25 protein-coding genes and 1 pseudogene are annotated in these 23855 nt (G+C 71.1%); 15 read left to right on the top strand and 11 right to left on the bottom strand.

Annotated features, from left to right (window positions below):
• The first annotated feature begins 18 nt into the window (after window positions 1-18).
• The 5 genes from atpA (at window position 19) to ACFYYW_RS06905 (ending at window position 4904) form a co-directional block, all read left to right on the top strand.
• The gene (atpA, locus tag ACFYYW_RS06925) at window positions 19-1668 is read left to right on the top strand and encodes a F0F1 ATP synthase subunit alpha (protein ID WP_352320419.1); all 1650 of its coding nucleotides are present in this window, start codon (window positions 19-21) and stop codon (window positions 1666-1668) included.
• A gap of 3 nt (window positions 1669-1671) precedes the next feature.
• A complete protein-coding gene (locus tag ACFYYW_RS06920) occupies window positions 1672-2574 on the top strand; it encodes a F0F1 ATP synthase subunit gamma (RefSeq protein WP_352320421.1) in 903 nt (300 codons plus the stop codon).
• A 1-nt stretch (window position 2575) separates the two neighbouring features.
• Window positions 2576-4024: a F0F1 ATP synthase subunit beta gene (gene atpD / locus ACFYYW_RS06915; RefSeq protein ID WP_352350006.1), complete on the top strand. Its 1449-nt coding sequence runs from the start codon at window positions 2576-2578 to the stop codon at window positions 4022-4024.
• Between the two features lie 68 nt (window positions 4025-4092).
• A complete protein-coding gene (locus ACFYYW_RS06910) occupies window positions 4093-4494 on the top strand; it encodes a F0F1 ATP synthase subunit epsilon (RefSeq protein ID WP_080042501.1) in 402 nt (133 codons plus the stop codon).
• Between the two features lie 29 nt (window positions 4495-4523).
• The gene (locus tag ACFYYW_RS06905; protein ID WP_364389097.1) at window positions 4524-4904 is read left to right on the top strand and encodes a DUF2550 family protein; all 381 of its coding nucleotides are present in this window, start codon (window positions 4524-4526) and stop codon (window positions 4902-4904) included.
• Here ACFYYW_RS06905 and ACFYYW_RS06900 read toward each other — a convergent pair.
• Window positions 4901-5491: a cob(I)yrinic acid a,c-diamide adenosyltransferase gene (locus tag ACFYYW_RS06900; protein ID WP_352324278.1), complete on the bottom strand. Its 591-nt coding sequence runs from the start codon at window positions 5489-5491 to the stop codon at window positions 4901-4903. The genes ACFYYW_RS06905 and ACFYYW_RS06900 overlap by 4 nt on opposite strands.
• Before the next feature lie 127 nt (window positions 5492-5618).
• Between ACFYYW_RS06900 and ACFYYW_RS06895 the strand changes: the two genes are divergently transcribed.
• The 4 genes from ACFYYW_RS06895 (at window position 5619) to ACFYYW_RS06880 (ending at window position 9172) form a co-directional block, all read left to right on the top strand.
• Window positions 5619-6515, top strand: coding sequence for an ATP-binding cassette domain-containing protein (locus tag ACFYYW_RS06895; RefSeq protein ID WP_352324279.1), 897 nt, complete (start codon window positions 5619-5621; stop codon window positions 6513-6515).
• Window positions 6512-7621, top strand: coding sequence for an ABC transporter permease (locus ACFYYW_RS06890; RefSeq protein WP_352324280.1), 1110 nt, complete (start codon window positions 6512-6514; stop codon window positions 7619-7621). The genes ACFYYW_RS06895 and ACFYYW_RS06890 overlap by 4 nt, the downstream gene beginning before the upstream one ends.
• Window positions 7622-8791, top strand: a complete 1170-nt coding sequence (locus ACFYYW_RS06885; RefSeq protein WP_387645974.1) for a sensor histidine kinase — start codon at window positions 7622-7624, stop codon at window positions 8789-8791. It abuts the gene before it with no gap.
• A gap of 63 nt (window positions 8792-8854) precedes the next feature.
• Window positions 8855-9172 carry an STAS domain-containing protein gene (locus ACFYYW_RS06880; RefSeq protein WP_387645971.1) on the top strand — a complete coding sequence of 106 codons (318 nt, stop codon included), beginning with the start codon at window positions 8855-8857 and terminating at the stop codon, window positions 9170-9172.
• Window positions 9173-9340: 168 nt separating this feature from the next.
• On the opposite strand, the gene ACFYYW_RS06875 is transcribed toward ACFYYW_RS06880, so the two are convergent.
• The 5 genes from ACFYYW_RS06875 to nucS all read right to left on the bottom strand — a co-directional run bounded on the left by ACFYYW_RS06875 (window position 9341) and on the right by nucS (window position 14164).
• Window positions 9341-9883, bottom strand: coding sequence for a TetR/AcrR family transcriptional regulator (locus ACFYYW_RS06875; protein ID WP_387645968.1), 543 nt, complete (start codon window positions 9881-9883; stop codon window positions 9341-9343).
• Window positions 9884-10027: 144 nt separating this feature from the next.
• On the bottom strand, window positions 10028-11500 hold the full coding sequence (locus ACFYYW_RS06870; RefSeq protein ID WP_387645965.1) for an aldehyde dehydrogenase family protein: 1473 nt from the start codon (window positions 11498-11500) through the stop codon (window positions 10028-10030).
• A 32-nt stretch (window positions 11501-11532) separates the two neighbouring features.
• On the bottom strand, window positions 11533-12090 hold the full coding sequence (locus ACFYYW_RS06865) for a GNAT family N-acetyltransferase (protein ID WP_387645962.1): 558 nt from the start codon (window positions 12088-12090) through the stop codon (window positions 11533-11535).
• A gap of 3 nt (window positions 12091-12093) precedes the next feature.
• Window positions 12094-13395 carry a carotenoid oxygenase family protein gene (locus tag ACFYYW_RS06860; RefSeq protein WP_387645959.1) on the bottom strand — a complete coding sequence of 434 codons (1302 nt, stop codon included), beginning with the start codon at window positions 13393-13395 and terminating at the stop codon, window positions 12094-12096.
• A gap of 106 nt (window positions 13396-13501) precedes the next feature.
• Complete coding sequence (nucS, locus tag ACFYYW_RS06855; RefSeq protein ID WP_352324287.1) at window positions 13502-14164, bottom strand: endonuclease NucS; 663 nt, start codon at window positions 14162-14164, stop codon at window positions 13502-13504.
• A 36-nt stretch (window positions 14165-14200) separates the two neighbouring features.
• Between nucS and ACFYYW_RS06850 the strand changes: the two genes are divergently transcribed.
• Genes ACFYYW_RS06850 through ACFYYW_RS06840 form a run of 3 tightly spaced genes read left to right on the top strand, consistent with a single transcriptional unit; the run spans window position 14201 to window position 16651 of the window.
• The gene (locus ACFYYW_RS06850; RefSeq protein ID WP_387645955.1) at window positions 14201-15649 is read left to right on the top strand and encodes a 3-hydroxyacyl-CoA dehydrogenase family protein; all 1449 of its coding nucleotides are present in this window, start codon (window positions 14201-14203) and stop codon (window positions 15647-15649) included.
• Entirely contained in the window at window positions 15646-15936 is a 291-nt protein-coding gene (locus tag ACFYYW_RS06845; RefSeq protein ID WP_352324289.1) for an ATP/GTP-binding protein, read from the top strand. Before ACFYYW_RS06850 ends, ACFYYW_RS06845 begins: the two co-directional genes overlap by 4 nt.
• 10 nt (window positions 15937-15946) lie before the next feature.
• The gene (locus ACFYYW_RS06840; protein WP_364416292.1) at window positions 15947-16651 is read left to right on the top strand and encodes an alpha/beta hydrolase; all 705 of its coding nucleotides are present in this window, start codon (window positions 15947-15949) and stop codon (window positions 16649-16651) included.
• Here the strand turns inward: ACFYYW_RS06840 and ACFYYW_RS06835 are convergent.
• Together ACFYYW_RS06835 and ACFYYW_RS06830 are read right to left on the bottom strand one after the other, a co-directional pair.
• A complete protein-coding gene (locus ACFYYW_RS06835; protein ID WP_387645951.1) occupies window positions 16614-17741 on the bottom strand; it encodes a sensor histidine kinase in 1128 nt (375 codons plus the stop codon). The genes ACFYYW_RS06840 and ACFYYW_RS06835 overlap by 38 nt on opposite strands.
• 44 nt (window positions 17742-17785) lie before the next feature.
• Window positions 17786-18436, bottom strand: a pseudogene (locus tag ACFYYW_RS06830) (response regulator transcription factor); the annotation flags it as partial.
• Window positions 18437-18548: 112 nt separating this feature from the next.
• Here ACFYYW_RS06830 and ACFYYW_RS06825 point away from each other — a divergent pair.
• The 3 genes from ACFYYW_RS06825 to ACFYYW_RS06815 all read left to right on the top strand — a co-directional run bounded on the left by ACFYYW_RS06825 (window position 18549) and on the right by ACFYYW_RS06815 (window position 20635).
• Window positions 18549-18884, top strand: coding sequence for a hypothetical protein (locus ACFYYW_RS06825; protein WP_387645948.1), 336 nt, complete (start codon window positions 18549-18551; stop codon window positions 18882-18884).
• A 75-nt stretch (window positions 18885-18959) separates the two neighbouring features.
• Window positions 18960-19721, top strand: a complete 762-nt coding sequence (locus tag ACFYYW_RS06820; RefSeq protein ID WP_387645945.1) for an SDR family NAD(P)-dependent oxidoreductase — start codon at window positions 18960-18962, stop codon at window positions 19719-19721.
• A gap of 119 nt (window positions 19722-19840) precedes the next feature.
• The gene (locus ACFYYW_RS06815; protein ID WP_352324294.1) at window positions 19841-20635 is read left to right on the top strand and encodes an alpha/beta fold hydrolase; all 795 of its coding nucleotides are present in this window, start codon (window positions 19841-19843) and stop codon (window positions 20633-20635) included.
• On the opposite strand, the gene ACFYYW_RS06810 is transcribed toward ACFYYW_RS06815, so the two are convergent.
• The 3 genes from ACFYYW_RS06810 to mce all read right to left on the bottom strand — a co-directional run bounded on the left by ACFYYW_RS06810 (window position 20595) and on the right by mce (window position 23781).
• Window positions 20595-21752, bottom strand: coding sequence for an AI-2E family transporter (locus ACFYYW_RS06810; RefSeq protein ID WP_387645941.1), 1158 nt, complete (start codon window positions 21750-21752; stop codon window positions 20595-20597). The genes ACFYYW_RS06815 and ACFYYW_RS06810 overlap by 41 nt on opposite strands.
• A 125-nt stretch (window positions 21753-21877) precedes the next feature.
• Complete coding sequence (locus ACFYYW_RS06805) at window positions 21878-23167, bottom strand: DivIVA domain-containing protein (protein ID WP_387645938.1); 1290 nt, start codon at window positions 23165-23167, stop codon at window positions 21878-21880.
• Between the two features lie 191 nt (window positions 23168-23358).
• The gene (mce, locus tag ACFYYW_RS06800) at window positions 23359-23781 is read right to left on the bottom strand and encodes a methylmalonyl-CoA epimerase (protein ID WP_352350044.1); all 423 of its coding nucleotides are present in this window, start codon (window positions 23779-23781) and stop codon (window positions 23359-23361) included.
• Window positions 23782-23855: the final 74 nt, after the last annotated feature.

The following is a 23855-nucleotide window of genomic DNA, read 5'->3' as shown; positions in this document are numbered from 1 at the left end:
TAGGGAGACAGAGTAGAGATGGCGGAGCTTACGATCCGGCCGGACGAGATCCGGGACGCGCTTGAGCGCTTCGTCCAGGCGTACGAACCGGAAGGCGCCGCGCGCGAGGAGATCGGGACCGTCGTCGACGCCGGCGACGGCATTGCCCATGTCTCCGGCCTTCCCTCGGCGATGGCGAACGAGCTGCTCGAGTTCGAGGACGGCACGCGCGGCCTGGCCCTGAACCTCGACCCCCGAGAGATCGGCGTCGTGGTCCTGGGCGACTTCAGCAAGATCGAGGAAGGCCAGACGGTCCGCCGGACGGGCGAGGTCCTGTCCGTGCCGGTCGGCGACAACTTCCTCGGCCGTGTGGTCGACCCGCTCGGCAACCCCCTCGACGGCAAGGGCGCGATCGAGTCCGAGGGCCTGCGCGCCCTCGAACTGCAGGCCCCCTCGGTCGTCCAGCGGCAGCCGGTGAAGCAGCCGCTGCAGACCGGCATCAAGGCGATCGACGCCATGACGCCGATCGGCCGCGGCCAGCGCCAGCTGATCATCGGTGACCGTGGCACCGGCAAGACCGCCGTGGCCGTCGACACCATCCTCAACCAGCGCGACAACTGGCTCTCGGGCGACCCCGAGAAGCAGGTGCGCTGCGTCTACGTCGCGGTCGGCCAGAAGGGTTCGACGATCGCCCAGGTGCGCTCCCGTCTCGAAGAGGCCGGCGCCCTGGAGTACACCACGATCGTCGCCGCCCCGGCCTCCGACCCGGCCGGTTACAAGTACATCGCCCCCTACACCGGTTCGGCCATCGGCCAGCACTGGATGTACCAGGGCAAGCACGTCCTCATCATCTTCGACGACCTCACCAAGCAGGCCGACGCCTACCGCGCCGTCTCGCTGCTGCTTCGCCGCCCGCCGGGCCGCGAGGCGTTCCCCGGTGACGTCTTCTACCTCCACTCCCGTCTGCTGGAGCGCTGCGCCAAGCTCTCCGCCGACATGGGCGGCGGTTCGATGACCGGTCTTCCGATCATCGAGACCAAGGGCAACGACGTGTCGGCGTTCATCCCGACCAACGTCATCTCCATCACCGACGGCCAGATCTTCCTGGAGACCGACTACTTCAACGCCGGTATCCGTCCCGCCATCAACGTCGGTATCTCGGTCTCCCGAGTCGGTGGCTCGGCGCAGATCAAGGCGATGCGCAAGGTGGCCGGCACGCTGCGTCTGTCGCTGTCGCAGTACCGCGACCTGGAGGCCTTCGCGGCCTTCGCCTCCGACCTGGACGCGGCCTCCCGCGCCCAGCTGGAGCGCGGTCAGCGCCTGACCGAGCTGCTCATCCAGCCGCAGTACTCGCCGTTCTCCGTGGAGCGTCAGGTCGTGTCGGTGTGGGCGGGCACGACGGGTGAGCTCGACGAGGTTCCGATCGAGGACATCCGCCGCTTCGAGCAGGAGTTCCTCGACTACCTGCAGAGCAGCCACAAGGGCATCTTCGACAGCATCCGCGAGACCAACGAGCTGTCCGACGACGCGGTGACCAGCCTCAAGGACGCCGTCACGGAGTTCAAGAAGGGCTTCACCACCTCTTCGGGCGAGCTCCTGGTCAAGGACGAGCCGGTGGCGCCGCTCGAGGCCGACGAGGTCGGCCAGGAGAAGATCAAGAAGGTCGTCCGTCCGGCGACGGAGAAGTAGCTCATGGGTGCCCAGCTAAGGCTGCTGCGGCGGCGGATCAGGTCGGTCAAGTCGACCGCCAAGATCACGCGCGCCCAGGAGCTCATCGCCTCCTCGCGGATCGTGAAGGCGCAGATGCGGATGCAGGCGGCGCTGCCGTACGAGCGTGAGATCACTCGCGCCGTCACCGGCGTCGTCAGCAACGCGGCCAGCGTCGACCATCCGTTGACCGTGGCGAAGGAGAACCCCGCCAAGGCGGGCGTCCTCATCGTCACCAGCGACAGCGGGTTCTGTGGCGGCTTCAACGCCAACGTCCTGCGCGAGGCCGAGGCCCTGCGCGGGCTGCTGGAGAGCCGCGGCCTGACGGTGGTGCCGTTCGTCACCGGCCGGAAGGGTGTCACCTGGCACAGCTTCCGCAACCGCACGATGGGCGGCCAGTGGGTCGGCTTCTCCAGGAAGCCGGCCTACGCCGACGCCAAGGAGATCGCGCAGACGCTGATCGACTCCTTCAAGGAAGAGGCGGGGATCGACGAGATCCACATCGTCTCGACCGAGTTCGTCTCGATGCTGACCCAGAACGTCGTGGTCAAGCGCGTGCTGCCGCTGGAGGTCGAGGAGACCGAGGCGACGGCCACCGAGACGATCCCGCCGTACTTCGAGTTCGAGCCCACCGCGGGCGACGTGCTCGAGACGCTGCTGCCGCGCTATGTGGAGTCCCGCATCTTCACGGCGCTGCTGCAGTCGGCTGCTTCGGAGGAGGCCGCGCGCCGCCGCGCCATGAAGTCCGCCACGGACAACGCCAACGAGCTGATCCGCGTGTTCACCATGCAGATGAACCAGGCTCGCCAGGCCGAGATCACCCAGGAAATCAGCGAGATCGTCGGTGGCGCCAACGCGCTGGCTGACGCCGCAGCGGGGAAAGAGTGAAATGACTGCAGAGGCTGTTGAGACTGTTGAGCCCACGTCGGCCGGTGCCGGTCGTGTGGCCAGCGTCAAGGGGCCCGTCGTCGACGTGGAGTTCCCCGTCGAGGCGATGCCCGACATCTACAACGCGCTCAACGTCGAGGTGACCCTCGGCGGCGAGACCAAGACCCTGACCATGGAGGTCGCCCAGCACCTGGGTGACAACCTGGTCCGCGCCATCTCCATGCAGCCCACCGACGGCCTGGTCCGCGGTACGGCCGTCACCGACTCCGGCCACCCGATCTCGGTGCCCGTCGGCGACGTCGTCAAGGGTCACGTGTGGAACGCGCTCGGCGAGTCGCTCGACGTGCCGACCGCTTCGCTCCAGGTCACCGAGAAGTGGGGCATCCACCGGCCGTCCCCGCCCTTCGACCAGCTCGAGTCCCGTACCGAGATGCTGGTCACGGGTATCAAGGTCATCGACCTGCTCACCCCGTACGTGCAGGGTGGCAAGATCGGCCTGTTCGGTGGCGCCGGTGTGGGCAAGACGGTTCTCATCCAGGAGATGATCCGCCGTGTCGCCCGCAACTTCGGTGGCACCTCGGTGTTCGCCGGCGTCGGCGAGCGCACCCGTGAGGGCAACGACCTCTGGCTGGAGATGGAGGAGGCGGACGTCCTCAAGGACACCGCGCTCGTCTTCGGCCAGATGGACGAGCCGCCGGGCACCCGTCTGCGGGTGGCCCTGTCCGCGCTGACGATGGCGGAGTACTTCCGCGACGTGCAGAAGCAGGACGTGCTGCTGTTCATCGACAACATCTTCCGCTTCACGCAGGCGGGCTCGGAGGTCTCCACCCTCCTCGGCCGCATGCCGTCCGCGGTGGGTTACCAGCCGACGCTGGCCGACGAGATGGGTGTGCTCCAGGAGCGCATCACCTCGACGCGCGGTCACTCGATCACCTCCATGCAGGCGATCTACGTGCCCGCCGACGACATCACCGACCCGGCCCCGCACAACGCGTTCGCGCACCTCGACGCGCAGACCGTGCTGTCCCGGCCGATCTCGGAGAAGGGCATCTACCCCGCGGTGGACCCGCTCGACTCCACCTCCCGGATCCTCGACCCGCAGGTCGTGGGCGAGGAGCACTACCGGGTGGCCCAGGAGACCAAGCGGATCCTGCAGAAGTACCGCGAGCTCCAGGACATCATCGCGATCCTCGGTATCGACGAGCTGTCCGAAGAGGACAAGGTCACCGTGCAGCGGGCCCGCCGCATCGAGCGGTTCCTGTCGCACCCGATGTACGCCGCCGAGGCGTTCACCGGCCAGCCGGGCGAGAACGTCCCGCTGGACGAGACGATCGCCTCCTTCAAGGGCCTGTGCGCCGGCGAGTACGACCACCTGCCCGAGCAGGCGTTCTTCATGGTCGGCGGCATCGACCAGGCCGTGGCCAAGGCCAAGGAACTCGAGCGTCGCTGATCGCCCTACGGTAGTGGCACGGGTGGGAGAACCCGTGCCGCTACCTGATCGGAAAGGAACCTGCTGAAGTGGCGAAGCTACGCGTAGGGGTTGTCTCACCCGAGCGTGAGATCTGGTCGGGCGAGGCCGACATGGTGATTGCCAAGACCGTTGACGGCGAGATCGGTATTATGCCGCAACACGCACCCGTGCTCGGCGTCCTCGTCGAGGGCGGCGTGCTGCGCGTCAAGCGGGAAGGTGAGCCCGAGCTCGTCGCGGCCGTTCACGGGGGGTTCATCTCCGTGGCCGATGATGAGGTGTCGGTGCTCGCCGAGGTCGCCGAGCTCGGTTCCGAGGTCGACGTCGCGGCCGCCCGAGACGCTCTCGACCGGGCTCAGGCCTCGATCGAGGCCAACCAGGAGGACGCCGACGCGGCGATCGAGGCCAAGCGGGCCAGGGCCCGGCTGCGCGCGGCGGGCGAAGAGGTTTAATACATACAACGGGATTCAGGGGGGCGGCCATGGTGGCGACGGTTTCGGTTTTGTTGTTGCTGCTGGTCGTCCTCGTGGTCCTGCGAGGGGTCACGCTCGCCCGTTCGCGCGGCAGCGTACCCTGTCGGCTGAAAGTGGGCAGCCGAGGGTGGCAGAGCGGGGTGGCCCGCTACGCCGACGGTGAGCTCCACTGGATTCCGCTCATGGGCGTCCGACTGAGGCCGCGCCACGCGATCGCGAGGCGCGGCCTCGTCGTTTCCGCCCGGCGTGAGATCGACGGCGGTCTCTACGCCGTCGACTGCGGCGGCACGACGCGCGGGTTGTCGCTGGCGATGAGCGCCGACGCCCTCACCGGCTTCCTCGCCTGGCTGGAGTCGGCGCCGCCCAGCGCGTACCTCGACGTCGCCTAGCGGGTGCCGCCGGGCTTCCAGAGGATCTCGTTGCCGCCGTGGGCGACCCGGCAGGCGATGAAGAGCAGGTCGGACAGCCTGTTGAGGTATTTGGCGGTCAGCGGGTTGACGTCGTCGTGGGCCTCCAGCGCCGCCCACGTGGTGCGCTCGGCCCTGCGTACGGTCACCCGGGCCAGGTGCAGCGCGGCCGTGGCCGGGTCGCCGCCGGGCAGGATGAAGCTGCGCAGCGGCTGGAGCTCGGCGTTGAGCCGGTCGCACTGCTCCTCCAGCCGGTCGATGTAGGACTGCTCCACGCGCAGCGGCGGGAACTCCGGCTCGTCCACCACCGGTGTGGCCAGGTCGGCCCCCACGTCGAACAGCTCGTTCTGGATGCGCACGAGGAGCGCCACGAGGTCGGCGGACAGGGTGCCGTGGGACAGGGCCAGGCCCAGGCAGGCGTTGGCCTCCTCGACGTCGGCGTAGGCGGCCAGCCGGGTGTCGGTCTTGGCCGCGCGGCTCATGTCGCTCAGGTTCGTGGTGCCGTCGTCGCCCGTACGGGTGTAGATGCGGGAGAGGACGACGGGCTTGTCCTTGTCGGCACGCGTCATGAGCCCAGCGTAATGACAAATGTCATCCGAACGGGACGCGCTTTCCATGTCGCGCGCATGATTTCCACGACTACCAGGGCGAACGCCGCCAAAGCCACAATCTACCCATGACGAGAGAGAGGACCTGATGCTCGAGATCAGCGAGCTGCGCAAGCGCTTCGCGGGCGGTCCCGACAACCCCGGCGGCAAGGTCGCCCTGGACGGGATCAGCTTCACGGTACGTCCGGGCGAGATGTACGGCTTCGTGGGCGCGAACGGTGCGGGCAAGACGACGACGATGCGCATCGTCATGGGCGTGCTCCAGGCCGACTCCGGATCGGTGCGCTGGCGGGACCGCGCGCTGGGCTACGACGACCGCACGCGGTTCGGTTACATGCCCGAGGAGCGCGGGCTGTACCAGAAGATGCGGGTCAGCGAGCAGATCGAGTACTTCGGCCGGCTGCACGGGCTCGCCCCCGCGGCCGCGAAGAAGGCCGCCGACGAGCTCATCGAGCGGCTGGGGCTGACCGAGCGCAGGGGCGACGCGGTGCAGACGTTGTCGCTGGGCAACCAGCAGCGCGTGCAGCTCGCCGTGGCGCTGGTGCACGACCCCGAGGCGCTGGTCCTGGACGAGCCGTTCTCGGGGCTCGACCCTCTCGCCGTGGACGCCCTGGCCGGCGCGCTCCAGGAACGCTGCAGGAGCGGCGTGCCAGTGATCTTCTCCAGCCACCAGCTCGACCTGGTGGAGCGGCTGTGCGACTCGGTGGGCATCGTCTCCGGCGGCCGGATGGTCGCGACGGGCACGGTGGCCGAGCTGCGCGCCGCCGAGGGCGACACGTTGCGCGTGGAGGTCCGCGACCCCGCCCCGGGCTGGGCCGACGGCCTGCCGGGCACGGTGACCGTCCACGGCGGCCTGCACACCCTGCGGACGGCCGAGGGCGACGACCAGGAGATCCTGCGCCGCGCCATGAAGGCGGGCCGCGTCGAGCACTTCGGGGTCGAGCAGCCGACCCTCACCGAGATCTTCAAGGAGGCCGTGGCGTGAACGGACTGATGCTGGTCGCCCGCCGCGAGATCGTCACGCAGGTGCGCACGAAGACGTTCCTGGTCGGCCTGCTGGTGACCGCGCTGCTGGTGGCGGCGGTCTCCTTCGCGCCGAAGATCATGGGCGGGAACGACTCGTACACGCTGGGCACGGTCAACTCCCAGCAGCTCCCGCTGAAGGCCGCCGCGCCGGACGCCGAGTTCGAGTGGCGCTCCTTCCCCGACGAGGCCGCGGCCAAGAAGGCCGTGCTGGCCGGCGACGTGGACGCGGTGCTGGTCAACGGCGACAAGGTGCTCACCGACGGCGAGATCGACAGCAAGCTCGGCGTGCTCATGCAGAGCACCAACCGGGAGATGCGGCTCGGCGCGGCCGGGGTGACGATCCCGCCGCTGCAGATGGTCTCCGTGGGCGTGGACACCCGCTACCAGGCGGCCAAGACCGGCATCGCCGTGGTGCTGGTGCTCGTCCTCTTCATGCTGCTCATGGGCCAGGTCATGATGGTGGCCATGGGCGTCGTGGAGGAGAAGGGCAGCAGGATCGTGGAGATCCTGCTCGCGGCGGTGCGCCCGTGGCAGCTGCTCGGCGGCAAGATCGTCGGGCTGGGCGTGCTCGGGCTGATCAACCTGCTCACCATCCTCGCCGTCGGCCTGGTCGCCACGTCGGTGTCGGGGTTCGCCGCCGACTTCCCGCCGGGTGTGCCGGGGCTGGTGGTCGCCGTCCTGGTCTGGTTCGTGCTCGGGTACGCGTTCTTCGCCACGCTCGCGGCCGCCTTCGCCTCGCTGGTCTCCCGCCAGGAGGAGGTGAGCAGCGTGATGTCGCCGCTGACCATGCTCATCATGGTCACGTACTTCGTGGCCTTCTACGCCACCAACGACCCCACGGGCACGCTGGCCACGGTGATGTCCTACATCCCGCCGTTCTCGTCGATGATCATGCCGGTCCGGATGGCGGCGGCCGACGTGCCGATGTGGCAGGTGGCGGCGTCCATGGCGGCGATGGCCGTGGCCGTGCTGGCGGTGTTGTCGTTCGGCGCCAAGGTCTACGAGCGGGCGGTGCTGCGCACGGGCGCCCGGCTGAAGCTCGGCGACGTGCTGCGCGCCGGCTAGATGGACGCGATCACGCGGGCGCGCCGGCTGGCCCGCCGGATGCTGAACTCGACGCTCGTGATCATGTGGATCTTCCTGATCGCGTCGACCGTGTTCAGCCTCGGCTCGGGCGCGGCCGGCTGGCCGCGCCTGGCGCTCGCGACGATCGCGGCGCTCGCCTTCACCTCGCTCTACGTACGCGTCGTCGCCGCGGTCATGGAGCGCCGGTATCCCACGAGGGAGGTCGTGTGGACCGGCGCTCTGGCGTTCCTGGCGGCGCTGCTCGGCGGGGCCGACCCGATGGGCTGGGGGTTCGTGCCCATGGTCTGGCTGTCCGTGGTGGTGATCGGGCTGCCCGCGCGCCGGGCGCTGGCGCTGGGCGCGGCGACGTGCGCGGCCTGCGTCGGGCTCGGCGCGCTGTCCGTGCTGGGCGGGACGGGCCTGCTGGCGCTGAGCGGTGACTCCTTCCTCGTGTCCTTGCTCGTCATCGCCGCCCTCGACGTCGTGTGGGCCACGGCGCTGCCCTGCACCAACAGGATGTGGGCCTGGATCTGGTCGCTGGCCGTGCAGGCCCACGACGGCCGCGAGGCGCACACCCGGCTGGCGCTGGCCGAGGAGCGGCTGCGTTTCGCCAGGGACCTGCACGACCTCGTCGGCCACCAGCTCTCGGCCATCGCCGTCAAGACCGAGCTGGCCGTACGCCTGGCCGACGCCGACGGCAAGGCCGCGAAGGACGAGATGGCGGCGGTGAACACGCTGACCCGCAAGGCCCTGCGTGAGCTGCGCCAGGCCGTGCGCGGCTACCGCGAACTTGACTTGACCGCTGAGCTGAATAGCGTGAAGGGAGTGCTCGAAGCGGCCGGCGTCCGCTGCGAGGTGCGCCTGCCGCACCGCGAGCTGCCGCAGGGCGTCGCGCCGGTGTTCGCCTACGCGGTGCGTGAGGCGGTCACGAACGTGCTGAAGCACAGCGCCGCGACCTTCTGCGACATCACGCTGCGGTTCACCGACCAGGAGGCGGAACTGGCGGTGCGCAACGACGGCGTGGCCCGCAGGCAGGCCGACGACCTGGGCAGCGGGCTGTCCGGCATGGGCGAGCGGATGGCCGCAGTGGGCGGCCGCATGACGGCCCGTCCCACCGGCGACGGGCAGTTCCTGCTGACGGCTGTCGTGTCACTCCCGATAGATGGGTAGGGGAGGAGAGCGGGGGTCTCGATCCCGGCGACCACACGCCGTGTGCGTGATTGAGGAGGTGGCATGCGCGTCCGGCGTAATCCACGAGGCCAGACGGTACGGATCGGCGCCCGGCTCGACGCCGGCACGTCGGCCGGCGTGCGCGAGCGGCTGCACACAGCGCTCGACGCCGGCGAGGGCGACCTCATCCTCGACCTCTCCAAGCTGGAGATGATCGACGCCACCGGGCTCGGGGTGCTGGTCGGAGCGCATCGGCGCGCGATCAGCGTGCAACGCCGCCTCGTTCTTCGGGGGGTGCCCCCGCGGATCATGCGGATCCTGGCGGTGACCCGGCTGAATCGGGTCCTGCACGTCGAGGTTCCCGCGGCCGCGGTGGCCTGAGGTCACATATCGGGGCCGGGCGCCGATCAGCCGTCGCCCGTGCCCTTTCACGAGCCGAATATAGAGGGAATGTAGATTTCGGCCGGCCCGCTATCACGGGTGTGGGCACTCGCAAAGAACTGTGAAAGTGATTATTCTGTGACCCCATCACTGCGGGTAATCGGCGGGTCACGACGGACTGAGGCTGCGGATGAAGATGTGCACCGCCACCTCGACCAGATCGTCGATGGTCGGCTGCTGGTCGGCCAGTATCCATTCGATCAGCAGCTCTTGCAGCGCGCCAATTACGCCAAGCGCCACCAGGCGCCGATTCAGCGAGCGGGTCTGCGGGAAATCCGCCGACGCCTCCTCCACGAGCCGGGCGAAGGAGTCCACCGCCCGCTGACGCGAGGCTGTCAGGACGTCGCCCGACCTGCGTACCTCCAGGTGCATGATGCGGGCCCGCCGCCAGTCGGCGGCGGCGAACTCGATATAGGCGCGAATCCCCGCCTTGACTCTTCCGTCAAGCGTGCCCGGCGCCTCCTGTAACGCTTTGGCCACAACTGCGAGGCTTTCCTCCACGCACCGCTCGTGCAGCGCCTGGAGCAACTCCTCGCGGCCGCCGAAACATTCGTAGAAGGCGCGGTTGGAGATCCGCGCCTCCGAGCACAATCTTTCGATGGTCGTCGCCGCGAAACCTGGTTTCGCGTATAGCGTGTAGGCGGCCGTCATCAGCCGCTCGCGTCTGTCCGCCAGCCTTTGCTCAGCCGACATTCCCCGGTAAGACCGGTTCACATTCCACCCGTCCAACATGATCGTGGCCCCCAGAGCACACAATTATGGACGGATGATCGGATTTGGGAAAGAGCGCGATGATTATCTTTTACGTCGTCCGTGCAAGAACGTGACAAGCCTGATCAGTCGCTCAAGCTCGTCGGGCCCCCTCCTGAAGGAGGTCAGGTTCATGCCGGGCAGGGCGAAGCGCTGGCGGGAGACCGCCTTCGGCCTGGTGAACTCGCGCAGGCCGTCGGCTCCGTGGATGCGGCCGAACCCCGAGTCGCCGACCCCGCCGAACGGCAGCGCGGGCACCCCGGCGAAGGAGATGACCGAGTTGACGGCGGTCATCCCGGTCCGCATCGCGCGCGCGAGCTGCGTCGCCCGGCGCGCGTCCCGCGAGAAGATCGTGCCCGCCAACCCGTACGCCGAGGCGTTGGCCAGCTCCAGCGCCTCCTGCGCGTCGCGGGTGCGCCGGACGGTGATCGTCGGCCCGAACGTCTCCTCGCGCACGGCCGGGGAGTCCTCGGGCACGTCCGCCACGATGACCGGGTCGACGAACGGCGCCCGTACCGAGTCGGGGCCGCCGGTCACCACTTTTCCGGACTTGGTGGCGTCGTCGATGTGCCGCCGGATGATGTCGATCTGGGCCGGCATGGTGATCGGGCCGTAGTCCTGGCCGGCCTTGACCTGGGCGGCCCGCTCCGACAGCTCCCGCATGAACGGCTCGTACACGGCGTCCACCACGTAGACCCGTTCGACGCCGGCGCAGGTCTGGCCCGCGTTCGACATCGCGCCCCACAGGCAGGCGTCGGCCGCGGCGGGCAGGTCGGCGTCGGCGTCCACGATGAAGGCGTCCTTGCCGCCGCACTCGGCCACGATGGGCGTGAGGTTCTCCGCGCACGCCGCCATGACCCGCTTGGCGGTGGCGGTCGAGCCGGTGAAGGCCACCTTCCGCACCCGGGGGTCGGCGGCCAGCGCCGCGCCGGTCTCGCCGAGCCCGGTCACCGTCTGCAGCACCGGCTGCTCGGGCACCGACTCGGCGAACAGCTCCGCCAGCCGCACGCCCACGCCGGGGGTGAGCTCGCTGGGCTTGAACACGACCGCGTTGCCGGCGGCCAGCGCGTACGCGATGGACCCCATGGGGGTGAACACCGGGTAGTTCCACGGGCCGATCACGCCGACCACGCCGAGCGGCAGGTACTCCAGGGTGGCGGCCAGGTTGAGCCCCAGCATGCCGGTCGCCACGCGGCGGCGGCCCAGCACCTTGGCGGCGTTGCGGGCCGCCCAGTCGAGGTGCGTGACGGCCAGCACGATCTCCAGCGTGGCGTCGCCGACGGGCTTGCCGGTCTCCTCGTGCACCAGCGCGGCCAGCTCCCGCAGGCGACGCGTGATGACCGCCTTGTAGTCGAGCAGGCGGCGCCTGCGCTCGCCCGCGGGCAGCGCCGCCCACCACTCCGCGGCCGTCTCGGCCCTGGCCACGGCCTCGTGCACGGCCTGGGCGTCGTTCTTGGGATGACTGCCGACGACCTCGCCGGTAGCCGGGTTCAGTGAGTCGAACGTCAGCGTCGTCATGGCGTCACGATAAACCGGTAAGCCGTCGCTTACTAGCTCCGGGGCGGGCGCAGCATGCCCCACACCGGCGGCCCGTCCGGCAGGGTGAACCGCTCGGTGACCGCGAACCCGAACCGCTCGTAGAAGGGCACGTTCGACTCCTTGCTGCTCTCCAGGTAGACGGGCAGCCCGCCGCACCTGGCCAGGCCCGCGCGCAGCAGCGCGCCGCCCACGCCGGTGCCCTGGAGCTCGGGCACGGTGCCGAGCTGGGCCAGGTACCAGTAGGGGCCGCCGGGCTTGTGCCGGGCGAACTCCTCCTCCAGCAGCAGGCCCTGGCGCACCCGGTCGCCCATGGCCGCCAGCAGGCCGGGCACGGCCGCCTCCGCGTCGGGCCGGTGGCCCGGCGGGTCCCACAGCGCGACCCCCGCCACGGCGCCGCCCCCGCTGAGCGCCGTGTCGGTGAACGCGTGCAGGTGACGGGCGATCGTGGCGAACATCCCCGCCGCGCCGCGGCCGCCGGGCAGCAGCCACCCGACCACCGGATCGTCATGGAAGGCCCTGGCCAGCGCGCCGCCGGCGGCGTCGAAGTCGTCGGCCGCCCTGATCTCCACCGGTCAGCCCTCCGCGAACCACGAGCCGTGGAAGCCCGCCGGCACCCGCCTGGGCAGCCGCACCGAGGCGACGTCGGACAGGTCGCTCGCGTCCAGCACCAGCAGCTCGGACGACTCCCCGGAGGTGACGATCGACAGCAGCCACCCCTCGTCCTCGCCCGTGGCCCCCTCGGCCGGCACGAACACGGCCTCGCCGGTGGCGCCGCCGGTCTTCCTGACCTGGGCGGAGCCGTCGCGCACGTCGTACTTGACCACGGCGTCGGCGCCCACCGTGTAGAGGTGGCGGCTGGGCCGGCCGAGCAGGTCCTCGTTGAACGTGGGGAACTCCACGCCGCGGTCGTCCAGCGCCTCCTCCGTGGCCGTGCCGGTGGCCGGGTCGAGGATCCAGCGGTGCAGGGCGGCCGCGCCGGCGGCGCCCGCGTGCCGGGCCGGGTCGGCGGCGCCGCCGATCTGCTTCCAGACGGCGGACCACGCGCCGGGGGAGTAGCGGGCGGCGTTCAGGACGACGCGCCCCCGCTCGTCCTCCCAGGCGTTGCCGACGTGGAACACGTAGCAGGGATCGACGTCGAACCAGCGGGTCGGGCCGCCCGTCCGGGGGGTGACGCCGATCCTGGCGCCGTAGTCGTCCTCCCAGGCGTACGGCATGCCGCGGCGGTTCAGGTCGAAAACCACCGGCAGGTCCAGCCAGAGCAGGTGGTGCTCGGTGACGGCGAAGTCGTGCATCATCGTCGGGCCCGGCACCTCGATCTCCCTGCTCTCCACCAGCTCGCCGGCGGCCGAGAGCCGGTGGTAGGTGAGGAACGGCGGGAAGTACCCGTAGCCGAAGAAGTGCAGCTCGCCGGTGAGCGGGTCGTGCTTGGGGTGGGCGGTCATCGCGGTGGTCAGCCGTCCGCCGAAGTCGCACGGGCCCACGGTGGCCAGCTCGGGCGTCACCTCGTGCGGCAGGCCGTTCTCCACCAGCGCCAGGATGCGCCCGGCGTGCCGGACGACGTGCGTGTTGGCCGTCACGGCGGCGCGGTCGACGCCGGTGTCGGTGACGAACGGCGCGTCGTCGGTGAACTTGCTGGTCCGCACCCAGCGGTTGCGGTACCACTCGGCCCGCCCGTCCCGCAGCCGGACGCCGTGCAGCATGCCGTGCCCGGCGAACCAGTGGCCGGGATCCTCGCCCGGCCGGGGGTTGGGCCCGTTGCGGAAGTAGCGCCCGGTCAGCTCGGCGGGCAGCGCGCCCGTGACCTTCAGGTCGTGCGCCTCGATCTCGTCGGGGACGGGCGCCAGGTCGCCGCTGAGATACGCGGGAACGTCCATGAACACTCCAATCTCGATATGTCGAAACTAGAACGTCCAGGAGAGACGTGTCAACACAGGAATGTCAGGCCATGGGAAATCCCGGCCCGCTGCGAGGCCGGGAGGGCTAGAACAGGGTCGGGTTCTCCGGCTCGATGCCGCGCAGGGCGGCGTAGTCGAGGGTGACGCAGTCGATGCCCCGGTCGGTGGCCAGCACGCGCGCCTGCGGTTTGATCTCCTGTGCCGCGAACACCCCGCGCACCGGCGCGAGCAGCGGATCGCGGTTGAGCAGCTCCAGGTAGCGGGTGAGCTGCTCGACGCCGTCGATCTCGCCGCGCCGCTTGATCTCGATGGCCACCGTCGCGCCCTGCGCGTCGCGGCACAGGATGTCGACCGGCCCGATGGCCGTCATGTACTCGCGGCGGATCAGCGAGTAGCCCTCGCCCAGGGTCGTGATGTGCTCGGCCAGCAGCTCCTGGAGGTGGGCCTCCACGCCGTCCTTGATCAGGCCGGGGTCGACGCCCAGCTCGTGGCTGGAGTCGTGGATGATCTCCGCCATGGTCAGGACCAGCTTCTCGCCGGTCTTGCCGTGGGTGACCGTCCAGGTCTCGCCGTCCTCCTTGAGCTTGCACGGAGGGTTCATCCAGTTGAGCGGTTTGAAGGCGCGGTCGTCGGCGTGGATGCTGACGCTCCCGTCCGCCTTGATGAGGACGAGCCTCGGCGCCATCGGCAGATGCGCCGTGAGCCGTCCGATGTAATCCACGCTGCACCGCGCGATGACCAGCCGCATGACGGTCCACCTTAGCGGCTCTGGAAAACTGGTCGCATGGCGTTTGAAACGGTGGGAGTTGTCGGGCTCGGCACGATGGGCGCCGGGATCGCCGAGGTCTTCGCGCGTGCCGGGCTCCGGGTGATCGGCGTCGAGGCCGACGTCGAGGCGCTGGCCAGAGGGCGCGGGCACGTCGAGCGCTCCACGGCCAGGGCGGCCGACCGGGGCAAGCTGACGGCCGCGCAGCGGGCCGAGATCCTGGGGCGGATCACGCTGACCACCTCGCGCGAGGACCTGCGCGAGGCCGACCTCGTGATCGAGGCGATCCCCGAGGTGCTCGACCTGAAGATCTCGCTGTTCCAGGACCTCGACCGGATCTGCAAGCCCGAGACGGTGCTGGCCACCAACACCTCCTCGCTGCCGGTCACCGCCGTCGCCGCCGCCACGGGCCGGCCCGGGCGCGTGGTCGGCATGCACTTCTTCAACCCGGCGCCGGTGATGCGGCTGGTCGAGGTGGTGGGCACGGTGGTGACCGCGCCCGGCGTGGTCGCGGAGATCTGCGAGCTGGCCGGGCGGCTGAGCAAGACCGCCGTACCGGCGGGCGACCGGGCCGGGTTCGTGGTCAACCGGCTGCTGCTGCCCTATCTGAACCACGCCGCCGTCCTGCTGGAGCTGGGCATCGCCACGCGCGACGGCATCGACGACGCCATGCGGCTGGGCGTGGGGCTGCCGATGGGGCCGTTCGCGCTGCTCGACCTGATCGGGCTCGACACCGCGTACGAGGTGATGGAGGTGCTGTTCGACGAGACGCGCGACCGCCGGCACGCGCCCTCGCCGCTGCTGCGCGAGCTGGTCACCGCCGGGCGGCTCGGCCGCAAGAGCGGCCACGGCTTCTACGGGCCGCAGGAGCCGGCCAAGGAGCCGGAGAAGTCCACGGTCATCACGTTCGGCATCGACGGGCCCGACGTGCACGGGCTCGGCGAGCGGTTGCGGGCCTCCGGGTTCGGGCCGTCCGACGCGCCCGACACCGTGCTGCGCTGCACCGACCGTCCGGTGATCGAGCACGCCGTACGCCTGTCCGACCCCACCAGGATGGTCGGCGTGCACGTCGTCGGCGACAAGGTGGCCGAGCTGGCCGGCACCGCGCTCACCTCGCCCGCGGCCGCCAAGGCGGCGCGCGACCTGATGCGGGTCGCCGGTCTGGTGCCCGTCTCGTGCAAGGACCGGGCCGGGTTCGTGGCCGACGCCCTGCTGTTCCCCTACCTCAACGACGCCGTCCGCATGTACGACGCCGGCTACGCCTCCATCGCCGACATCGACGCCGCCATGCGGCTGGGCTGCGGCTACCCGGCCGGCCCGTTCGAGATGCTGGGCTACCTCGGCCTGGCCAGGGTCCGCGACGGCCTGCGGGCCCTGTACGCCGAGTACCGCGAGCCCGCCTTCGCCCCCGCCCCCCTGCTCGACCAGCTCGTCACGGCCGGTGTGAGCGAGTTCCCCCGCTCATGAGCCCCCGCCGCGCCCGCCGGAGGGACGACTCCCGCCCTCTCGGCCTGCCCACCGGCAACGACAAGGTGGAGGAATGGCCGGACGGCGACTGGAAGGTGCGCATGCTCACGGGCGCGTCCTCGACCAAGACCTACCGCTGCCCCGGCTGCGACCAGGAGATCCTGGGCGGCAGGCCGCACCTGGTCGCCTGGCCCGACTGGCCGGGCGGCGACCAGGAGCGCCGCCACTGGCATCCGGCCTGCTGGCGCAAGAGACTCGACCGCGGCCCCGGCCGCAGCCGCTACTAGGAGGACCCCCGTGGAGATTCGCGCGGCCACCGTGCTGCCCGCCAGGCGTGAACCGATCGAGCTGCAGACGGCCGACGGCCTGACCCTGGTCGGCGAGCTGGCCCAGCCCCTCGACCGGCCGCCCGTGGCGACCCTGGTGACCCTGCACCCGCTGCCCACCCACGGCGGGTTCATGGACAGCCACGTCTACAAGAAGGCCGCCAACCGGCTGCCCGCGCTCGCTGACCTCGCCGTGCTGCGCTTCAACACGCGCGGTACCAGCTCCGAGCGCGGCACCTCCGGGGGCGCCTTCGACGGCGGCGAGGGCGAGCGGTTCGACGTGGCGGCGGCGCTGGAGTACGCCGAGTTCAACGACCTGCCGCGGGTGTGGGTGGTGGGCTGGTCCTTCGGCACCGAGCTGACCCTGAAGTGGGCCCACGACCCCCTGGTCGAGGGGGCGATCCTGCTCTCGCCGCCGCTGCACAGGGCCACCGACGACGACCTCGACGCCTGGGCCCGGTTCGGCCGGCCGCTGGTGGCGATGGTGCCCGAGTTCGACGACTACCTGCGTCCGGAGGAGGCCCGGCGGCGCTTCGCCAGGGTGCCGCAGGCCGAGGTCATCGGGGTCGACGGGGCCAAGCACCTGTGGGTGGGCGAGCCCTACGTCCGGATCGTGCTGAACGAGATCGTCCGGCGGGTCAATCCGGGGGCGTACCCGCTGCCGACGGACATCTGACGGTCACCTCCAGCCCGCCCTGCGGCCGCGCGACCACCTCCAGCGTGCCGTGATGGGCTTGGACGACGGCGGCGACGATCGACAGCCCGAGCCCCAGCCCGTCGCCGACCGCCCGGCGGCCGCCCGCCAGCCGCTGGAACGGCTGGAGCAGCGTCGTGACCCGGTCGGGCGGGATCACCGGGCCGCTGTTGGCGACGCCGAGCGTGGCCAGGCCCGACCGCACGCCGGTGGTCACCGTGATCCAGCCGTCCGGCACGTTGTGCCGCGCCGCGTTGTCCAGCAGGTTCACGACCAGGCGTTCCAGCAGGGCGCGGTCACCGGAGGCGGGCGCGGGCCGCAGCGTCGCCTCGACCCGCAGCGGTGAGTCCGGCCGCCGGTCGAGCGCCTGCCGGGTGACGGCGGCCAGGTCCAGCGGCTCCCGGTGGTCCAGCCCCTGCTGGCTCCTGGCCAGGACGAGCAGCGCCTCGATGAGCCGTTCCTGGTGCCGGCCGGCCGCCAGCAGACGGTCGAGGACGCGGCGCAGCTCGGCGGCGCCGGCGTCCGGGTCGGCCAGCGCGACCTCGGCCATGGCGCGTTGCAGGGTCAGCGGGGTGCGCAGCTCGTGGGAGGCGTTGGCCACGAAGCGGCGTTGCGCGGTGAAGGCGGCCTCCAGCCGGTCGAGCAGGTCGTCGAAGGTGTCGGCCAGCTCCTTCAGCTCGTCGTCCGGGCCGGAGGCGGCCAGCCGCCGGTCGAGCCGGTCGGCCGTGATGCGCCGGACGGTCGCCGTCATGTCCTGCAACGGGCGCAGCACCCGCCCGGCCGTCAACCGGCCCAGCAGCACCGACGCGAACGCCATGACGACCAGGGCGATCACCGAGTTGACCAGCAGCCTGCGCAGCCCGGCCGCCTGCTGCTCGGCCAGGTACGCCGCGTCCACCCGCGGCGGCGGCACCACCTGGCCGGGCCCGCCGGGCAGGGCGGGCGCGGCCGGCGCGGCCGGGAACGGCGAGTGCGCGGCCAGCAGGTAGATCAGGGCGACCAGTAGCAGCCCGGCGGCCAGGAACAGGCCGCTGTAGAGCAGCGTCAGCCGCAGCCGTACGGTCCGGCGCACGCCGGGGCACCTCCGTCCGAGTCCGGTGCTCGCGCGGGGCCGGCCATCCGGTACCCGGCCTGCGGCACGGTCTCGATCAGCGGCGGGTCGCCGAGCTTGCGGCGCAACCGGCTGACCGTGACCTTCACCGTCTGGGTGAACGGGTCGGCGAACTCGTCCCACCCGCGTTCGAGCAGCTGCTCGGCCGAGACCACCGCGCCGCCCGCCGACAGCAGCAGCTCCAGCACCGCGAACTCCTTCGGGCTGAGCGGCAGCCGGCGTCCGTCGCGGGTGGCCACCCGGGTGGCCGGGTCGAGCCGCAACCCGCCGTGGACCAGCACCGCGGGCAATGCCGGACGCGCCCGCCTGGCCAGCGCCCGGATCCTGGCCACCAGCTCGGCGAACGCGAACGGCTTGGGCAGGTAGTCGTCGGCGCCGATGCCCAGTCCGCTCACCCGGTCGTCGATGGTCCCGGCGGCGGTGAGCATCAGGACGCGCGCCGGATGGCCGCCGGCGGCCAGGCTGCGGCACACGTCGTCGCCGTGCAGGCCGGGCAGGTCGCGGTCGAGCACGACCACGTCGTAGTCGTTGACGGACGCGCGTTCCAGCCCGGCGGGCCCGTCCAGCGCCACGTCGACGGCCATGCCCTCGCGGCGCAGGCCGGCGGCCACGGTGTGGGCGAGCTCCTCGTGGTCTTCGACGATCAGCACCCTCATGATCCGCCCAGCATGCCCAGAGCGGGGTTACAGCGGGGTAACCGCCGTCGTTCCCGGGCGGTAACCGGGGGCGGGGTTCGCTGGGAGCGTCGGACGAGACGGAGGAGTCATCATGAAAGGTTCGACCATCAGGCGGGTGGCCCTGGCCGCCCTGGTCTTCGCCGCCGTGGCGGGCGGGGCGGCGGCGTCGTACGGGGAGAGCGGGCCGGGCGACGGCGGGAAGGCGTTCACCGCCTGCCTGCGCGCCCACGGGCTGCCGGGCTTCCCCGGGGTCACCGTCTCCGCGGACGGCCTGATCAACCTCAGCATCGGCGGCGAGCGGGTGGACGCCCTGTCGGCGACGTACGGGGCGGCGGTCAGGGCGTGCGAGTCGCTGCTGCCGCGAGGGGCGAGGCTGCCGGCCGCACCGCAGGCTCCGGCCGCGCCCGCGGCGCCCGTCCTGTCGTGATTCGGGGTGGTATGGGCATAGCGCTGGCCGGGCAAGATTTGTAGAATCTTGTTCGGTTCCGAGCGAGGAGGCAGTGTGGGCGCGTTCGACCTGTCCGGCAGGACGGCTCTGGTCACCGGGGCGTCGAAGGGCATCGGGCGGGCCATCGCGCTCGCCTACGCCGCGGCGGGCGCCGACGTCGCCCTGGTCAGCAGGTCGGCCGAGCCCCTCGCCGAGGTGGCCAAGGAGGTGCAGGCGCTCGGCAGGCGGGCCGTCGTGATCCCGGCCGACCTCACCGACCGCGAGGCGGCCGCCGCGGCCGTCGCCGCCTCGATCGACGGGCTCGGGCACCTCGACGTGGTCGTCAACAACGCCGGCGGCTCGAACTTCCTGGTCGAGTTCAAGGACCTGCGCCTGTCCGGCTGGGACAAGCTGATGCGGCTCAACCTCGACTCCGCCATGGCCGTCTGCCACGCCGTCGCGCCCCACCTGCTGGACCGCGGCTCCGGCTCGGTGATCAACGTGGCCTCGGTGGCGGCGCGCGGCGCTCCGCTGCTCGCCCCGTACGCCGCCGCCAAGGCCGGGCTGGTGGCCCTGACCAAGACGCTCGCGGCCGAGTGGGCGCCGGCGGGCGTCCGGGTCAACGCCCTGTGCCCCGGCTGGACGGCCACCGACCTCAACCGCAACCTGTGGCAGGACGAGGCGGCCGCCGCGGCCACGGTCGCGGGCGTGCCCATGCGGCGCTGGGGCACGCCGGAGGAGATGGCCCAGCCGGCCGTGTTCCTGGCCGGGGAGGCGTCGGCGTACATGACGGGACAGGTGCTGTTCGTCGACGGCGGGGCCACCGCGATCGGCTGAGCCCGCGTGCTCGGTGCGCGACCACCGCACGGCAAATCCGGCAGCGGTCGGGCTTATCGCGGTATACCGGCATAGGTCAATAAGTGAATGTCTCCGTGAACCGGGCTACCGTGTGGTCCGTGCAGCTCTACACGAGATCGGCCGGGAGCGGACTCCCGGTGGTGTTGCTCCACGCGTTCCCGCTGTCGTCGGCGATGTGGCTGGCCCAGCGCGAAGGGCTGTCGACGGTCTGCCGGGTCATCACCCCCGACCTGCGCGGGTTCGGCGGCTCCCGGCTGGGCGACGACGAGCCCTCCCTCGACCTGATGGCCGACGACGTCGCCAGGCTGCTCGACGACGAGGGCATCGACCGGGCGGTGGTCGGCGGGTTGTCGATGGGCGGCTACGTGACCATGGCGTTCTGCCGCCGGCATCCCGACCGGGTGCTGGGCGTGGTCCTGGCCGACACCAAGGCCAGCCCCGACCCGCCCGCCGCCAGGGAGAACCGGGAACGCATCGCCCGCGCCGTGCTGGACGAGGGGAGCGAGGTGCTGGTCAGCGAGGTGCTGCCGGCGCTCATCGGGCCCACGACCAAGGAACGCAGGGCCATGGTCTTCGGCCGGGTCAAGGGCCTGGTGCAGTCGGCCCCGCCGGGTGCCGTGGCCTGGGCGCAACGGGCCATGGCCGCGCGCCCCGACTCCTTCGGCACGCTGGGCGAGCTCAAGGTGCCCCTGCTGATCGTCGTGGGGGAGGAGGACGAGCTGTCACCGCCCGCCGACGCCGAGGCCATGGCGCGGGCCGCGCCCGAGGGCAGGCTGGAGGTCATCCCCAAGGCCGGTCACCTGAGCGCGGTCGAGCAGCCGGAGGCGTTCAACGCGACGGTGACCGAGTTCCTCAGGACCGAGCTTGGCGGGGCAGCACGATCTCCCGGATGATCAGCGCGATGGCGGCGGCCACCGGGATCGCCAGCAACGCTCCGACGATGCCGAGCAGGGCGCCGCCGAACAGCGCCGCGATCACCGTCACCGCGGGCGTCACGTCCACCGAGCGCTTCATCACCCTGGGATAGATGAAGTAGTTCTCGATCTGCTGGTAGACCACGAAGAAGATGGCGCAGGCGATGCCGGCGGGCAGCGACTGCAGCAGCGCGACCCCGGTGACCAGCACCGCTCCGATCGTGGCGCCCACCAGCGGGATCAGGTCGGTCAGGGCCACGACGAGGGCGAGCGCGAGCGCGTACTGCACCCCGGCGATCGACAGGAAGATCCAGGTCAGCACGCCCGCGATGACCGAGATGAGCACGTTGCCCGCCACGTACCCGCCGATGCCGGTGAGGATCTGCTCGGTGATGGCCGACGTACGCGGCCGGCGCGAGGCCGGGACGAGCTTGAGCAGGTACTCCTTGATCGTGTGCAGCGAGCCGAGGAAGTACAGCATGAGCACCAGCAGCGTCACCGTGGTGAACACGCCGTTGAGCACCACCAGCCCCGCGCCCATGATGCCGCTGGCCAGCGCGGGCCCGAGCGTGCTGGTCACGAACTGGCGCACCTGCGCCAGCACGTGGTACTCGGCCTCGATCTGGCGGACCGTCGGATGGTTGCTCAGGTCGGTGATGTAGCCGGGCACGGCCGCGATGAACTCCGACAACTGCTGGCTGACCGGCGGCACCACGGCCAGGCCGAACAGCGCGAACGCCACGACCACCCCGGTGAACACGATCGAGATCGCCGGCCGCCTGCCCAGGCCGCGCCGCTGCAACGCCTCGACCGCCGGGTTGAGGCCCACGGCCAGGAACATCGCCACGACGATGAGGATGATCGTGCTGAGCGACTTCTCGATCATCTGCGCGAGCGCGATGGCGGTCAGCACGCCCAGCCCGCCCACCAGCCCGAACAGGAACGGCCCGCGGGCGAACGGCTTGCCGGGCAGCCCGTACGGCGCCGGCTCCTCGGCGGGCCCCGGCTCCTCGGTGGGCCCGGACTCCTTGGTGGGCCCGGACTCCTGGGGCGCCTCGGCCTCCTCGGCGGTCCTGGGCTCGGTTTCTGCGGACACGGGGGGCTCCTAGGGGGACGGGAGGTGTCGGTGAAACAGAAAGAGAGCCTAGCGACCCAAGGTCACCAGGCTCTCTTCCCAACCGTTCGCTGCCCCCGTGTGCGGTCTCCCGTGCTAGCCCGCCGTCACTCCTGCCACCACTCCGCGTCGTCCTCGCTCTTGGCCTCGACCTTGGGAGCGGGCGTCGTGGGCGGCGCGATCGGCTCGGCGGCCGGTGCGGCGATGGCCGGCTTGGCCGGGGCCGCGGCGACCGCGGGCTCCGGCTCCAGGCCCGGCAGGGCGGCGCCGCCGAGCAGCTGGCGCAGCTGGGCCAGGTGGCTGGTGATGCTGTCGCGCTGCCTGGTCAGCTCGTCGACCTGGCGCTGCATCGTGGTGCGGGTGCGCTCGGCGTCGTTCTTCGCCTCGGTGACGATCGTCTCGGCGCTGCTCTTGGCCTCCGACATGATCGTCTCGGCGCTCTTGCGGGCGTTGGCGACGAGCTGCTTGGCGTGCAGGTCGGCCTCGCGGCGCGTCTGCTCGGCCTGCTGGGTGGCCTTCGTGGCGCGCGACTCGGCCGTGGCGGCCCGCTGCTCGGCCTCGGCGACCATCTTCTGCGTGTTGGCCTGGGCGGTGGCGTGGCGCTCGGCCTCCTGGCGCTCGGCCTCCTCCCGGCGGGAGGCGAGCTGGATCTCGAACTCGGCCTCGTCCTGGGCCCGCTTGGCCTCCGACTCCTCCAGCACCCGCTGAGCCTGCGCGCGCATCTCGTCGGCCTGCCGCTTGGCGGTGGTCAGCACCTCGTCGCGCTCGCGCTTGGTCGAGGCGCGCAGCTGCGCCACCTCGCGCTCGGTGGTGGTGCGGAGCTTGGCGATCTCGCGCTCGGCGTCGGCCCGCTTCTCGGCCACCTCGTGGTCGGCGGTGGCGCGCAGCTTGGCGGCCTCGCGCTCGGTGGTGTTGGTCAGCTCGTCGGCCTCGCGGCGGGCGGTGGAGCGGATCTCCTCGGCGTCCCGCTCGGCGGTGGAGCGCATGTCGTCGCTCTCCCGCGTGGCCTGGGCCCGCTTCTCGGCGGCCTCGGCCTCGGCGGCGGCCCGCAGGTCGGCGGCCTCCACCTTGGCGGCGGCCTTGATCTCGTTGGCCTCGGTCCGGGCGGCCTGCACGAGCTCGGTGGCCTGCTCCTCGGCCAGGCGCAGCAACTGCTCGATGCGGGCGCCGAGACCGGAGTACGTCGGACGCTCCTGCTCCTGCAGCTGGCGCTGGGAGTCGGACAGATCGCGCTGCAGGTTGGCGACCTGCTCCCTGGACTGGCGTAGCTCCAGGTCGAGCTGCTTGAGGTGGTCGTGCACCTGGTGCCGGTCGTAGCCCCTGAGCACGACGTCGAACTCGCGTGCCGGGGCGTCCTCGAAGAAGTTGTTGAGCTGGGCGTCGATGTCGGACTGCATGGAGGCTCGATCCTGGGTTGTCGAGACGGCTACACGGGCCGGACGGGGGGTTCGGGGCAGCCGAGCCAGGAGCCTGTGCCTCGCGGCAGGCTCCCTGTCCGGTGGGAAGCCAGCGTACTCCGCTGGTGCCACCTTCGGGCCCCGTCCAGCTTTCTGCGTGACTAGTTACTTATGTACGAAATTTCCGTTTGCTAGCGCGAGGCCGCTTGGACCAACTCGGTGAGCATTCCTCCCACATCTTTGGGGTGCAGGAACGCGATCTGCGACCCCATCGAACCGTGCCGCGGACGTTCGTCCAGCACCCTCACGCCCTTCTCGTTGATCTTAGTCATGGCCTCGGCGACGTCGGAAACCCCAAATGCCACATGGTGGACACCTTCGCCCCGTTTGGCGAGGAATTTCCCCACCGGCGAGTCGTCGGAGAGCGGTTCCAGGAGCTGGATGTAGGAGCCCCCGCCCTCGCCGTCGGCGATGTGCAGCATCGCCTCCTTGACGCCCTGCGCCTCGTTGACCTCGCGGGCCACGACGGTCAGCTCGAACGTCTCCGAGAAGAACGCGATCTTCTCCTCCAGGTCGTGGCAGGCGATCCCGATGTGGTCGATGCGCATGAACATTGTGTGGCCTACCTCCATAGCGGGCGAGCTCCTACTCGTGGGTATGGTGTCAAAGAACCCCTCGTGAGCACAGG

The sequence above is a fragment of the Nonomuraea sp. NPDC001831 genome, from assembly GCF_042892035.1.
Classification (GTDB): Bacteria; Actinomycetota; Actinomycetes; order Streptosporangiales; family Streptosporangiaceae; genus Nonomuraea.
This window is presented reverse-complemented; position numbering and strand designations above follow the sequence as displayed.

What these genes read in the sequence shown, in the direction of transcription:
- atpA (WP_352320419.1), top strand. Translation starts at nt 19, where the DNA reads ATGGCGGAGCTTACGATCCGGCCGGACGAGATCCGGGACGCGCTTGAG.
- ACFYYW_RS06920 (WP_352320421.1), top strand. Translation starts at nt 1,672, where the DNA reads ATGGGTGCCCAGCTAAGGCTGCTGCGGCGGCGGATCAGGTCGGTCAAG.
- atpD (WP_352350006.1), top strand. Translation starts at nt 2,576, where the DNA reads ATGACTGCAGAGGCTGTTGAGACTGTTGAGCCCACGTCGGCCGGTGCC.
- ACFYYW_RS06905 (WP_364389097.1), top strand. Translation starts at nt 4,524, where the DNA reads ATGGTGGCGACGGTTTCGGTTTTGTTGTTGCTGCTGGTCGTCCTCGTG.
- ACFYYW_RS06900 (WP_352324278.1), bottom strand. Translation starts at nt 5,491, where the DNA reads ATGACGCGTGCCGACAAGGACAAGCCCGTCGTCCTCTCCCGCATCTAC.
- ACFYYW_RS06895 (WP_352324279.1), top strand. Translation starts at nt 5,619, where the DNA reads ATGCTCGAGATCAGCGAGCTGCGCAAGCGCTTCGCGGGCGGTCCCGAC.
- ACFYYW_RS06885 (WP_387645974.1), top strand. Translation starts at nt 7,622, where the DNA reads ATGGACGCGATCACGCGGGCGCGCCGGCTGGCCCGCCGGATGCTGAAC.
- ACFYYW_RS06880 (WP_387645971.1), top strand. Translation starts at nt 8,855, where the DNA reads ATGCGCGTCCGGCGTAATCCACGAGGCCAGACGGTACGGATCGGCGCC.
- ACFYYW_RS06875 (WP_387645968.1), bottom strand. Translation starts at nt 9,883, where the DNA reads ATGACGGCCGCCTACACGCTATACGCGAAACCAGGTTTCGCGGCGACG.
- ACFYYW_RS06870 (WP_387645965.1), bottom strand. Translation starts at nt 11,500, where the DNA reads ATGACGACGCTGACGTTCGACTCACTGAACCCGGCTACCGGCGAGGTC.
- ACFYYW_RS06860 (WP_387645959.1), bottom strand. Translation starts at nt 13,395, where the DNA reads ATGGACGTTCCCGCGTATCTCAGCGGCGACCTGGCGCCCGTCCCCGAC.
- nucS (WP_352324287.1), bottom strand. Translation starts at nt 14,164, where the DNA reads ATGCGGCTGGTCATCGCGCGGTGCAGCGTGGATTACATCGGACGGCTC.
- ACFYYW_RS06850 (WP_387645955.1), top strand. Translation starts at nt 14,201, where the DNA reads ATGGCGTTTGAAACGGTGGGAGTTGTCGGGCTCGGCACGATGGGCGCC.
- ACFYYW_RS06845 (WP_352324289.1), top strand. Translation starts at nt 15,646, where the DNA reads ATGAGCCCCCGCCGCGCCCGCCGGAGGGACGACTCCCGCCCTCTCGGC.
- ACFYYW_RS06825 (WP_387645948.1), top strand. Translation starts at nt 18,549, where the DNA reads ATGAAAGGTTCGACCATCAGGCGGGTGGCCCTGGCCGCCCTGGTCTTC.
- ACFYYW_RS06805 (WP_387645938.1), bottom strand. Translation starts at nt 23,167, where the DNA reads ATGCAGTCCGACATCGACGCCCAGCTCAACAACTTCTTCGAGGACGCC.
- mce (WP_352350044.1), bottom strand. Translation starts at nt 23,781, where the DNA reads ATGTTCATGCGCATCGACCACATCGGGATCGCCTGCCACGACCTGGAG.